The 13,041-nt window shown below is 38.0% G+C and carries 13 protein-coding genes; 6 read left to right on the top strand and 7 right to left on the bottom strand.

Features of this window, described 5'->3' with window-relative positions:
• The first annotated feature begins 9 nt into the window (after positions 1-9).
• Positions 10-549, top strand: coding sequence for a hypothetical protein (locus GD597_RS07910; protein ID WP_171607290.1), 540 nt, complete (start codon positions 10-12; stop codon positions 547-549).
• A 390-nt stretch (positions 550-939) separates the two neighbouring features.
• Here GD597_RS07910 and GD597_RS07905 read toward each other — a convergent pair whose 3' ends face one another.
• The gene (locus GD597_RS07905; RefSeq protein ID WP_171607289.1) at positions 940-1,941 is read right to left on the bottom strand and encodes a helix-turn-helix domain-containing protein; all 1,002 of its coding nucleotides are present in this window, start codon (positions 1,939-1,941) and stop codon (positions 940-942) included.
• 444 nt (positions 1,942-2,385) lie between these two features.
• Here GD597_RS07905 and GD597_RS07900 point away from each other — a divergent pair, with 444 nt between their 5' ends.
• The 4 genes from GD597_RS07900 (at position 2,386) to GD597_RS07885 (ending at position 6,494) form a co-directional block, all read left to right on the top strand.
• Positions 2,386-3,156: a hypothetical protein gene (locus GD597_RS07900; RefSeq protein WP_171607288.1), complete on the top strand. Its 771-nt coding sequence runs from the start codon at positions 2,386-2,388 to the stop codon at positions 3,154-3,156.
• A gap of 62 nt (positions 3,157-3,218) precedes the next feature.
• On the top strand, positions 3,219-4,055 hold the full coding sequence (locus tag GD597_RS07895) for a DUF6268 family outer membrane beta-barrel protein (RefSeq protein ID WP_171607287.1): 837 nt from the start codon (positions 3,219-3,221) through the stop codon (positions 4,053-4,055).
• A 270-nt stretch (positions 4,056-4,325) separates the two neighbouring features.
• Positions 4,326-5,480 (top strand): hypothetical protein, encoded by a 1,155-nt coding sequence (locus tag GD597_RS07890; RefSeq protein WP_171607286.1) that lies wholly within the window; start codon positions 4,326-4,328, stop codon positions 5,478-5,480.
• A 129-nt stretch (positions 5,481-5,609) separates the two neighbouring features.
• Complete coding sequence (locus tag GD597_RS07885) at positions 5,610-6,494, top strand: cupin-like domain-containing protein (protein ID WP_171607285.1); 885 nt, start codon at positions 5,610-5,612, stop codon at positions 6,492-6,494.
• A gap of 236 nt (positions 6,495-6,730) precedes the next feature.
• Here the strand turns inward: GD597_RS07885 and GD597_RS07880 are convergent, their stop codons facing one another.
• A complete protein-coding gene (locus GD597_RS07880; RefSeq protein ID WP_171607284.1) occupies positions 6,731-8,779 on the bottom strand; it encodes a DUF3857 domain-containing transglutaminase family protein in 2,049 nt (682 codons plus the stop codon).
• 157 nt (positions 8,780-8,936) lie between these two features.
• Here GD597_RS07880 and GD597_RS07875 point away from each other — a divergent pair, with 157 nt between their 5' ends.
• A complete protein-coding gene (locus GD597_RS07875; RefSeq protein WP_171607283.1) occupies positions 8,937-9,620 on the top strand; it encodes a 3-keto-disaccharide hydrolase in 684 nt (227 codons plus the stop codon).
• Positions 9,621-9,749: 129 nt separating this feature from the next.
• Here GD597_RS07875 and GD597_RS07870 read toward each other — a convergent pair whose 3' ends face one another.
• From GD597_RS07870 to GD597_RS07850, 5 genes are all read right to left on the bottom strand, one after another.
• Entirely contained in the window at positions 9,750-10,136 is a 387-nt protein-coding gene (locus GD597_RS07870; protein ID WP_171607282.1) for a DUF4406 domain-containing protein, read from the bottom strand.
• 270 nt (positions 10,137-10,406) lie between these two features.
• On the bottom strand, positions 10,407-10,943 hold the full coding sequence (locus tag GD597_RS07865; RefSeq protein WP_171607281.1) for a CvpA family protein: 537 nt from the start codon (positions 10,941-10,943) through the stop codon (positions 10,407-10,409).
• Positions 10,943-11,395: a GatB/YqeY domain-containing protein gene (locus GD597_RS07860; protein ID WP_171607280.1), complete on the bottom strand. Its 453-nt coding sequence runs from the start codon at positions 11,393-11,395 to the stop codon at positions 10,943-10,945. The genes GD597_RS07865 and GD597_RS07860 overlap by 1 nt, the downstream gene beginning before the upstream one ends.
• Positions 11,396-11,423: 28 nt before the next feature.
• The gene (gene gldC / locus GD597_RS07855; RefSeq protein ID WP_171607279.1) at positions 11,424-11,768 is read right to left on the bottom strand and encodes a gliding motility protein GldC; all 345 of its coding nucleotides are present in this window, start codon (positions 11,766-11,768) and stop codon (positions 11,424-11,426) included.
• Positions 11,769-11,818: 50 nt separating this feature from the next.
• Complete coding sequence (locus GD597_RS07850) at positions 11,819-12,913, bottom strand: glycosyltransferase family protein (RefSeq protein ID WP_171607278.1); 1,095 nt, start codon at positions 12,911-12,913, stop codon at positions 11,819-11,821.
• Between the last annotated feature and the right edge of the window lie 128 nt (positions 12,914-13,041).

The following is a 13,041-nucleotide window of genomic DNA, read 5'->3' as shown; positions in this document are numbered from 1 at the left end:
ATCATTCATATGAAACAGTTATCACTATTTATTTTTGGGGCAATACTACTGGCCACAAATGCCACTGCCCAAAATGAACAAAAGCCAGCGGTTAGCTTAATTGCAGGTGCCGATATGGTAATAATTGCACAGTCAGTTGGTATCAATGGTACATTGTTATTGCCCATATCAAGGGTAGTAAGTGTGGCAGGCAATATTAGTTATGATTATTTTTTTAAAAATGAGAATACTGGCAATAATACTAATATGAAGCAATCCAACATCGCGGCAGGTTTGCGGCTTGGAGTACCCAATGATGTATTCACCCAGGTAACAATAGGGTATGCGTCAGTGTCTTCACCCAACTTTAATTATTATGATCCAACTATTGACCCTAAACAAAAATTTGGTGGCACTTCTTTTGCCCTAGATGGCGGCATTCAACTACAAAACAATATAGAATTAAGCGGTGAATTGATGTATGCTACTTACAAGGAAGCTGTAGGCGATTATTTGTTTTTAAAAGTAAAAATTGCCTATGCATTTCGTTTAAAAAAACAAAAGCAATAAGCAGGTATAATATATGAGCCAGGCTGTAGTACTTTTATTAAACCTATTTGCGTCGCACTCTTGTACTGCATAACTATTTGCAGCAAATTGCAAATTTTTTAAAACTTTCAGTTTAAACGATTTTAGCGCCAAATATATTCATAGTTGATAGCTACCATGTTTGTGATAACAAATAAACCTAATTAAATATCCCTATTTAGAAACAATGTTTATGCCTTTTATCAATACTAAGGACAGGAACTCAAAATTAAACACATGATAAAACAATTTCTACTAATTGTGGCTGATTTTGAATTGGTTGTTTGTTGTATTTTTTATATATAAATATTTAAAGAAGCAAGATAAATACAAATAAAAATCAAATAGGGCTAATAGCCTATTCCACTGTAATTATTTTAAAATTAGTGCTTTGGAAGCTGCAATTTTTGCTCTTATGCGATTAAAGAAAAGAAGCCTTTCCTTTTCATTTGTTACGCTTATTGGGGTAGATTTTTGTGCAAGATTGCTAATGGTTTTTTTCATATAATCATTAAACATCTCGTCTGTAGTAGAAATAAAGTTTAAAATGCTGTGATTGATAAATGTAACAAGATTTTTCCCCAACAAAAGTTGTTGCATATTGTCACCCATTATTATTTCATTTGAATACATATTATAGCTGGCAAGACCCTCAGATGGCTTCTGGCCATATTTTAGTTTTACACCATATTCTGCCTGCTTTTCAAGATGTGTAAGAAGTTCTTCAAATTTCTCAAGTAAAACAAGTGCATCCTCGTTTGATTTTAAAGCTCCGGTTACTCTGTAGAATTCAATTTGGTGTAATGTGCTGGTAATATTTTCAATACTCCATATCTCTGTACAGGGTATGTTGGCATAATAATCACTAATCTTATTCCAGGTTTCATAATATCGGCTGTAATCATCTTTTACTGAAAAACGAGCAGTTTTCCAGTCTGCATAGTAAAGAATCGATTTCATGAAAAAGAAAGATTTGAAAGCTGCGATTTCAGGAATTAGGTAATAGTAAAAAAATGGTATTTCCTTGGCTACATAATAGTGGTGCCGGGGTGTGTGCATGCAAAAAAAAGCCAGCTGCTGAACAACCTCGTTAAGCCAATTATCGTAGTTAAAATCTGAATCATTTGTTATATAACCATTGAATAGAAAGCTGTTACTTTTTAAATGTAGGAACTGATCAAGTGAAATAGAAAACTTTACACTTAGCTTCTGTATTTCCTCAAAAGAAATTTGCTTTTCTCCCCTTATCCGCCTATAAGCACTGTCAGAACTTACATCTAAAATATCTGCTATTTCGTCAACAAGCGAAAGATGGGGTGGTAACTGCTTTTTTATCTGGTTGAAAAAACTACTTTGTATTTGGCCTGCTTCCATAGCGGTACTAATTCTTTAATAGCACCAATATACAATTTTGAATTGGCTTAATTACTTTTATCGTCTTTATTTTTTCCTTCCTGCTGCACTTATTATAACAAAGACATTACAAGCCAAACTTTTCATATTTTCTTTCTAAATCCTATGTTGTCTTTTGTAACAATTTAGGCCCACTTTACATTCTTTCCATTTATGAATCTATGCTCGTTGGTATATTCTTTATTATTTCTTGCAAAAGGAAAAAATACTATTTGCGAAAATTACTTATTAAGAGAAATAAGCATAATCAAGTTGCATAATATGCGTTTCTAAGCTCAACGTGAACAATTAAAAATAATTACCTGCTATTTAAAAAATGTACTTAGTATTTATCAATTATGGTTCGCCATTAAAACGTTTTAGGTTTGTTAAGCAATTATTTCAACATTTTAAATCTTAAAAGATATGAAAAAGAATCACATCAACACAGTGTTGGCATCAATCATTTTTTTGTTTTTTCTGCCCCTTTTAGTGGTTGCTCAAAAAAATTATGTTAGTATTGAAGGAGGGCTTTTTCTTGGGGGGCCAGTTAATCAATTTAAGTCGGAGATGACAGCCTCAGGATTTGGTGATAGGTTAAGTTACTCATTGGCAGACCTTAGTTTTATTTTTGCTATTTTCCCGGATTTGGGTGCTACACAAATTAATACCCAATACCCAAAAAGCACTTTGAATCCTGGTAAGTACTGGGTACGATTTGGGCATGAATTAAAAAACAAAAACTATCTGGAATTAAGTTATGGAAAAATTCATAGTAGTGTAGTGGAAGGTTTTGATCAATTGCAAACCAGTGATGTTTTCGCCGGCAACAGGTTAAACTATGCCAGTAATATAAATGCATTAACGGCGCATTATATTTTTTCGGGTAAAAATGCCACTACCGGAATTGGTATTGGCCCTGCACTAGCATTTAATACCATTACCAGAGAAGCAAATTATTTTGCTGAAAAGGAAAGCCACTTGCAACCAGGTATATCTGGTACAGCCAACTGGCGTTTTGTAAATGGTAAGGTATTTTTTATGTCGTTACGGGGCGATGTTTTATTGTTTACTCCTGTATCTGTAAATGCTGTTACCGTTACATCTTATGATGGTCTTAAACAATCTACTTTTAACGGAACAAAAGTTAATTCCTTTATTTATGATATGACCATGTCCGTAGGGTTTAAATTTTAAGGACATTAGTTTTAATGTTATCGCCACTCAGATTGACAAATTGAATTTTAAATAATCGTTTCATGTTAAAATTCCTAATCATCTTTTTTATCAGTTTTGGTTTTGCTCAAGTGTATACCCAACCATATGTTGACCCATTCAATATCAGGTACACTAATGCATTTGAAAATAAGCATAGAAATGCAACCCCTTTCACGCATACTTATATTGGATCGGATTTACCTTTACAATTAAAGAACAAGGGACTTATTGTAATTAGCCCTTTTTATGAAAACTGGAATATTGATTCAGCAAATAATACAAATTATCTGCCTGCTGTAAGTAGTATTGCATTGCCAATAAGTGTAGTCATTCCCTTAGGTAAAAATAACTGGTCGCTAATGGCTACTGCTATTCCCCGATTTAACAGCGAAGGGTTACAACAGCAGAATAGTTTTCAAATGGGTGGAGTAATGCTGGCCAACTATAAGAAGAAAACTAACCTTACCTATAAATTTGGGTTTTATGTGAATAATGAATTTTTTGGTGTGTTTGTTATGCCGCTGGCTGGAATTGATTGGCGCATTAATGAGCGTAATAATTTATTTGGCTTATTACCCGGCAGGTTAACCTATGAATATAAACTCAATAATCATTTTTATACAGGTGGCACTTTTCGTGCCATTACAAATTCATATAAACTAAGCAATGGCAATTATTTAAGAATTGACGATAACCAGCTATCTGCCTATCTGGATTATTATCCCGCAAAACATGTTGTTTGTACATTGGAACCAGGTTATGGTATTATGCGCAAACTACGCTCTGGATATGGGCATAATAAAAATACCCAGCAGAACCTTGATTGGGGAGATGGATTTTTTATTAAGCTTTCTGCCTCCTACCGTATACGGCTTTGAGTAACGATACATTTTTGTTGTAATTGCCGATATGGGTTATGTAAGTACAAGTGTGCGACGCAAGTAAAGTTGCAATGGAGCTTAGAGCCCGGTCAATAAAAATGGTCTACTGCATTTTGCTGTAATAAATTTTATTGATAGATTATTTATAAAACAGTATTAACTTTAAAAACAGCTTATACGTACATGTTTTATGGTATAAGCTGCCAGTGCTATATCAATTTTATGTAGCATCCATATTTATTGTTAAGTACAAAATCCCCCAGCCGTATGAAGCGTTTTTTTCAAAAATTGGTTGATTATTTTGCTATACCAAAAGCAGAACAAAGAAGTAACAGGATTGAAAGCAATTCAATTCGCCCCATGTTGAACAAGGTATTGGTAAGCTCTTTGATTGTTACCTTATTATTGTTTGTTGCCCTGTTTTTTTTCTTTGGCAATAACAAGACCTTTGCCTTGTTTACAGTAGCATCGGTAATTGGAGCCTATTATATTTCGGGTTGTGCATTGGGTTTTATTTTTGCTATTCCCAAAAGTTTTCAAAATAACCAATCTGCACAGGTAGTATCAAAAGATGGTAAACCAGATAGCCGCAGTGCCACCGGCTACAAGGATAATACCAGCATTGAAGAAATTTCTGACTGGATTACCAAGATTATCATTGGTTTAACCTTAACGCAGTTTGGCGAAATAAAAATTATGCTGGCAGATGCATCGGCGCATATAGCCAAAAGTCTGCAAAGTGCTGTACCCCAGGTGCAGGGCGGTGCCCAGATTGATTTATACACTTTTAGTTATGCCTTGATTATTTTATACGCCATTGCCGGTACTATGAGCGGTTATTTATGGACAAGGATTGAATTTCCTAAAATACTTACCCAAAAAGAAAATGATATTGAAACCCTTAAGTATAAGGAGTTAAGTGAAGGCCTGATTAGAAGTATGAACGACCCGGGAAATACTACCATAGATACTGCCAGCCTGCTTAAAAAGAGTAGTGAATTGGTACAGGAAGATCTGGTACAGGTGATGCAAAAAATTATTGATGCTACACCCAATGGACCAGATCCTGATGATCCTCAAAAAGGAAGATGGGGTGGCATTGCAGTACTTAATAATACCAGGCTAAGTGCAGAAGTAACCAGCGCCAGCATACCTGGCCTGTATAAGGTTAAACTAATTGCTTCTACTATTGATGGCACCCCATTGCTAACACCGGTAGGCATTGTGTTACACGATTCCTTTGAACCCATGTTGCGTGTGTTGGATCCTAAAGGAGATAAGGAGGTATTTTTAGAAGTGGTAGCATATGAGGCCTTTACTGTGGGTGCATTGTGTAATGTAAACTCAGCCAAAGAGTATGCCCGACTGGAATTAGATTTAAACCAACTGCCCAATTTGCCAAATGGCTTTTATTGGTCTTGATAAGTTGTGGCGGGAATATGTATAAAAAAATGATATGCTTAACTTTTGCTAAATAGTGCTATAGTGTATACAAGTACTGTTGTGTTAACAATTACTTCATATTAACTTTACAGCCTAATCTATTTTATAATGCAGTTACGCCCTGTTGATGTGGTGGATCATATAAGTGCCGCCGATTTTAAAAAACATTATTTTGAGCCTCAAATTCCGCTTATTATAAAAGACCTGGCCAAAAGCTGGCCCGCATATCAAAAATGGAACTGGGCGTATTTTAAAGAAATACTGGGCGATAAAAAAGTAGGTATTTATAACAATATAAAAAGCGATGCTTATACCCCCATAAATACGGCAGATGAGTACACTACTTTTGGTGCCTATATTGATACAATTAGTCAGGGCCCTGCCGCCTGGCGTATATTCCTGTTTAATATTTTTAACCATGCCCCTCAATTAACACATGATTTTACGTGGCCCGATGAATTGGCCAATGGCTTTGTAAAGAGGGTGCCCATGTTATTTACCGGTGGGCAAGGTTCAATCACCCATATGCATTTTGATATAGACCTTAGCCATATTTTTCATACACAATTTGCAGGGCGTAAAAGGGTATTGTTGTTCCCTCACAACGAGCAACATAAGCTATACCGTAAACCATTTGAAGTATTAAGCCTGGCCGATTTTAGTTATTACTACGACCAAGAAAAATCAAAAATTGATTACGATAAATTTCCTGCCATTAAAGAAGCACGTGGCTACAATATGGTGCTAAACCATGGCGATACTTTATTTATGCCCGGCGGCTATTGGCACCATATGGAATATATTGACAGTGGTTTTGCCATGAGCCTGCGAGCACTAAACAGTAAGCTAAGCGGTAAATTGCAGGGTGTATGGAACCTGGCAGGCATGCGCACCATTGATACACTCATGAAAAAAACTGCCCCCATACCCTGGTATAACTGGAAAGAAAAAAAATTATTTGCAGCTGCTGCCAAACAAATAAGTGCAGTTTAATGCAATACAGTTCATTGCTTTATCTGCCATATATTGTATTAAACCCAACTATTGCAGTGGCAATTTTTTAGCCAGACTACCTGTTATCATGGCATCTTTACTTGCGTCGCACACTTGTGCACCATTACATTGCTGGGCTTTTAACAGCCAATACTACTTATTGCAACATCAGGGATAAACCGTACAAGAGTGCGACGCAACGGATGCTACATTTGCTATCTGCTGCCGGGCCCAAACTATTCATTTCTTTTTTGGGTGCGGTATATGATAAACAATACAAATACGGTGATAAATAAAATGGTGTAAATAATATTACCACTTGAGGCAGCATTATCTTTTGTATCCTCATCGCCAACCATTTCACTGTCCTTATAAGTTAAGCCATAGCCCATTTCATCTTCAAATTTGGTAATGGCTTCCAATGCAGCTGCCGCTTCTTCAGTATCGGCATAGTCTTTTAAAGCCTCATAATCAAAATCCAGGTATACCACTTTTTTACCCTTGGTAAAATTGGCTTTTAAATTAAAGGCCGCACAGTTGGCAAAAGTGGTACTTTCTTCTATGTCCCAGGCTTCGGGCAGGTTAATGGTAATTTCTTCTTTATACCTGGCTGGGTAAGTAATGCGGAATGGCATAGTGCGTGGCGCATCCTTTGGCTTTTGTATAATACTCGAAATAAGATATGCATAAAACGATGCTTTTTTTACCCCGTTTTTTAGTTGCCATATTTTATCAACATTGTAATACTCTTTGGTAACAAGAATGCCATTTACTTCATCGTCATCAATTTGCATACTATCGGCTACGCTTATATTATCGTAAAAATTGGCATAGAAATTCAAAAAGTTTTTTTGTATTTCGTAGTGGCTGTTATTGCGCAGGCTGCTTCTTACATCATCAGCATAAGAGCCGCTATATTCTGTATTTACTACCAGTTTGGCCTTACCACTCATATCAGGTATAGTAAATACTTCTTTGGCCTTAACCTGTCCACTTTCCTGCAGTGCTATGGGCGTTAATGCTGTTGTGGTATCGGTTAATACAAAACCCACCTGATAATCGGGAAATGCAATGTATTGAAGATAACCCCGCTGGTAAGAAATTGTAGCATCCAGGTAATAGGCTTTATTATTTAATATTACCCGGGCGGTGCAATGGTCAAAATTATAATAAGATGGCAGCCAGTCAAAAATAGCTTTTTTGTAGGCGGTATTAATCAGCACAGGGTCGGCGCTAATACCCATACTGTTTAGCATTACACAAAGCAGGTAAGCTTTATCCTTACAATCGCCAAAGCGCTGGTCAAATATTTTATTGGGGTTATTGGGCAGGTGAGAATGTTCGCCCATTTCTATACCCATATAGCGCACATCATCCTGTACAAAACGCAGGGTAGCTAAGACCCTTGTTTCATCGGTGGGGTTGTTATCATGTATCTCAGTAATCTTTTTTTGCAGGCCCGCAGAAATGGCCGGGTTTTTAGGGAATAGTGCTACTGCCCATTGGTTTAATGCCGCCCAGCTGCTAAACTCGCTCACCATAATCATAGAATATGGGTCAAACCAGGCGGGGGTTCTATCCTGTATATGCAGGGCATGCACTTCATTCAGTTTCCATTCAACACTGTTGGTATTGCCATTGGTAGTGGTGATAGGCTTAATTTGCTCTCCAATATTTTTTATATGTATTGTACGGGTTTTGGCATACACCATTTTATAATAAATCCAGTACAATGGTACAGAGTAACTGGTGCTGAAATTCTCAGCAAACTTGCCTTTAAAAATGGGGTTAAATCCTTTAAGCGAATAACTGTATTCAATAATATCGCCTTTGCGTACATCGTCTAAAATTAATAAAGCGGTAAGGGCACCATTATACAGGCTGCGGCTTAACTCTGTTTCTTGCTGAATAACTTCAAACTTATTTATGGCCAGCTTATTAATGGTTTTGCCATCGCGTATTATAACAAGGCTATGTACATACAGTTGCTGGAAAGTAGGGTCGAAACCAAGCGAAATTTCAGAAGTATTTTCAATGCCTGCTTCTGATATAATTTTTATGGCTTTGCGGTAATAGGTGGTTTGTAATTCAACTGCCACCTGCTCTTCAAAAGCCACATCAATATAGCCATCTTCCGCTTCTGCATCCAGGGTTGTTTTGCTATAATCATAGGTATTTACGGTAACCCAGGCAGGTGTTTTTTCACTAATAGGTTTTTTATGTTGGGCAATGGCGGTAAGGGTTACAGCCAATAAAATAGCAATAAACAAACTCTTGCAATACATAAGCCAGTGTTTAGCGTTGATGAATAATAGGGTACAAGTTATTCCCTAAGCATTTTACCAATTTAGTTGAAATTATTACCCGGCACAATTTTTTGCCGGTTTTTTTATGGGGTACCATTAAATAAGTTGGCTAACTTTAAAAACAAGTAATAAGCATATGAAAAAATTAATGGTAATACTGGGCCTGTTGGGCTGTAGTAATTGGGTAATGGCACAGCCGGCCATAAATAAACACCCCAATACCAGCGAGGCAGGTTGGACAGATATGTTTACCCCCAACTTAAGCAATGCCCTTGCGCCGAAAAATGTGTGGACTGTATCCGAAGGCGTTATTACTGCCTCCAGCGACGAAGCCCTGTGGAGCGAAAAGCAATACAACGATTTTATGTTAGACCTGGAATTTAAAAATGCACCCGGTACCAATAGCGGTATTATTGTGCATGCCACCGAAACCGAAGAATGGATACCCCACTCAGTAGAAATACAAATTGCCGATGATTATTCCGAACAATGGGGTAAAGCCCCGGCCTACTGGCAATGTGGAGCCGTATTTGGCCACCAGCCCGTAACCAAACGTACGGTAAAACCAGCCGGCGAGTGGAACCATATCACCATTACCTGTATAGGCCGCAACATTTATATTGTATTAAATGGAGAGTTGGTTAACGAGTGTAATATGAGCCTTTTTACCTCAGGCGAAATCAACCCCGACGGCTCCAAAGTACCCGCCTGGCTGCCCAATCCCATGGCCACGCTGCCGCTGTATGGCCGTATTGGTTTTCAGGGCAAGCATGCCGGTGCACCTATTTATTTCCGCAACATAAAAATTAAAGAATTATAGCAGCCTTATTAGCCCGGCTGCACAGCTCTATGGATGCTTTACTTGCGTCGCACTCTTGTACGTTCGGAATTTTGTGGAGCAGAAAATGAGGAAATGTATTTAATCATTTCAGCAAGTTATACCAGGCATTTACAATGCATTCCCCATACTTGGAATACTGGCTTTATCCAGAAATATCATCTTCCCTTTTTCTTGTGCCGTTTTTACCATTTCATCAGCACCGGCAGATGGACCTCCAATTCTTAATACAGCATCGCAATGGTCAATCAATTGCACAGCAATGGGATGAAAGATGCTATTAAATACCTCATCTCCAATGGCTTTTGAACCTGCTGCCTCAATCAAAGGCAAGGCAAACCATTCGCCCAGCACAGGCGTATGCCCCATACGGTAAACTGCTAAAGCGGTATCTGTCATCGCTTTTACATTGGCTTCTATCAATGCCGGAATATCGTTGGTGCCCGAACGGTAGGGGCCTGCTACAAGAATTAATAATGGCTTGTTGGCTGGTGTCATAAAAAATAGTTTAGCTGCAATTGTTGAATTAGCTAAAATAGCTACAGTTTGATTGTGAAGGAGCGTAAGGGTGCTAGTTTTTGCTAAAGATTATATAAGTGGTTATTTTTTGATGTATGCCGTTATGGCTGTTTACTATGCCATCAGTTTTTTAAACCTGAATTTAAGAAGCCCAATAGTATTCCCAACCGCACAAGAGTGCGACGCAAGTAAAGCTGCATGGCGTGTAAAAGCCCGGTAAATAATACACTAAGGAAAGAGTGGAAATAATTAGACGGCCTGCGAAGACACGTTGCCAAAAAATTGCTCCAGTTGTTGAAACATATCTTTAAACACAGGAATAATGCTGCCCAGCAAGTTAATAACGGTGGGCCCCCACGGTTCTATAAAACCATAAATTGTTGAAGCGCCAATAGTAGTTTGGCTAATAATACCCATTTGGGTACCATAGAATAATACAATGCTGTACACCATAGAATACAGCAAAACATAAAGAATAATACCGGCCAGCTTGTTTATCCAGCTTAGCAGGGCCATATCTATAGCAGCTTCTATGAGGTTGGCAACGGAACGTACTATAATAACAATGAGGATGAATATGGCAATAAAAGCAATAAAAGGTAACCACTGTGTACCAATATGGGTATTTAAGGCTAGCCATCCGGTTACCAGTACCGAAAATTTCATGGCTGCGGCCAACCCTATAATAATGGCCAGCAAAGAAAAAATGGCAACAATTAAACCACGGCTATACCCTTTTAGTACAGCCATGGCTATCAGTATTATATAGATAATATCAATTGACATTATTTGCTAAGCAATTCTTTTACTACTGCAGAAATGGCTTTACCATCTGCCTTACCAGCTAATTGTTTGGTGGCGGCACCCATTACCTTGCCCATATCGGCCGCTGATGTTGCACCAACTGCAGCTATTATGGCGGCAACAGCTTCTTTTAGCTCGGCCTCGCCCATTTGGCTGGGAAGAAATTTTTCTATAATGGCTATTTCTTCCTCTTCTTTTAATGCAAGATCGGCGCGGTTTTGCTGTTTGTAAATATCAAGAGAATCTTTACGTTGCTTCATCATTTTCTGCAACATTTTTAATTCTGTTTCTGCATTTATTTCGCCGTTGGCGCCGGGTTCTGTTTTTGCTTTTATTATTTCTGCCTTTATTGCCCTCAGGCCACGTAGTGTTCCTTCGGCTTTTGCTTTCATGGCCTCCTTCATCTCGGCCATTACCTGTTGTTCTAAACTCATGATAAATGTATATAGGTGAATAGTATGGTTATTTGTTTTCCTTTTCCTGCATTTCCCTGAACTTCTTATAAAAATCTTTGGCCGATTTTTTCATATCGCTTACCAGCTCTGTATGGTGAGTGGCGCGGTCATAGGTGTCGGCCATAGACATCATGGTTTGGTAAAAGAAATCGGCCATTTCATCTACCATCATGTCTTTTGTCCATAAATCTATACGAAGTGCACTTTTATCGGCGCCATCCCAAAATGCCAGCATCATGGCTTTAGCTCTTTGTGTTTCTTCGGCACTGCTGCTATCGGCTTTCCAGTTTATCTGATCAGGAATTTTATCTTTATCTAAATGTACATCAATGGTAATGGTAGAAGTTTGCATATTATTTATAATGAATGTAATAAAACATTGTTGATTTTCTGTACTGGATTTTAACTTTTAAGCTGATGCCATAAAGCGGTGGCAATATGGTTTTGTGTATAATTGGCGGCCCTGTTTACGGCCGCATCGCACATTGCTGCTTTTAGTGTTTCATTTTTAAATACCTGTATCAGCTCGTCGCCCAAGGGTTCAAAACCAGGTTCTGGTATTAGTTTGGCTGCAGCACCGCAATATTCCTGTATGCTGGGGGTATAATAGGCAATAACCGGTGTACCACATTGTATGGCTGCAGCTATGGGTAATAAATCCGCATCTGTTGTGGCCATATGCATCATAGCATAGGCCGTAGCAATAATTTCAGCAGTTTCTTTTCTTTCCGGCTCATATAACAGCTTTACATCTTCGCGAAACTTATAGCTATCCAGTTTATCATCTATAGCACGGGTAAATGTTTCTTCTTTTGGCATTAGCAATAATTGCATATTGCTTTGCTGCCATTTTTTAAAGCGGGAAAAGGCCTTTAATATATCTGTAAACTGTTCTACATTACTACCTGGTATTAATGCAACAAAATATTCCTTGTTTTCGGCAAAGCGGCTTTTAATATAGAGTTTATCATGCCATTCTTTAGGCGTAAAAATTTCGTTAACAGTATATGGAACTACAGTAGCATTTTGTGCGGCTGCATACACTTTACCATAAGTTTCTTTAGCATGATTGGAATATGTAATACAGCCTTTTGCTGTTGCAATGCTTTTACCCAATTTTTTGGCAGCATAATTTTGCCATACCGGCATTTTTTTATGTGGTTTTAGCAAACCTGTATCTGGTAAAACCAGTAGCTGTGGAATGGGTGTGGCTGCACAAATACCAAATAGCGATATAACCTTATCAATGCCATATTTTTTAAAAATAGCAGGCAGTTTTACATTGTACCAATAGGTTAAGGCAAAATTGCTTTCGGCAGGTATTACAATATGCATTAACAAAGAAGCTGCTGGCAGCGGGTCTTTTGTAAGACGCAGGTAGTGATAGTCTTTTACCACAAAATCATTGGCAGCAGCAGTTTCATCCAGCAGGCCGGAAAGATAGGCTGCATAATCGTTTGAAAAATCGTTGCCGTGGTGTAAAACTGCTATGCGCATATTGGGTAATCTGTTTTACTGTATCTGTGATATGATTGTTATTACCCGCTGTTTAGCTGCCATAATAACCGAACGATTAACGTAGTGCGACGCAACTGCAGCTTCATAAAGCCTCTGCAGCCAGCCAC

Origin of the sequence: Limnovirga soli, from assembly GCF_013106755.1 — a bacterium.
Lineage (GTDB): Bacteria > Bacteroidota > Bacteroidia > Chitinophagales > Chitinophagaceae > Limnovirga > Limnovirga soli.
Note: the sequence above shows the minus strand (reverse complement) of the source record. Positions and strands in the feature narration are given on the sequence as shown.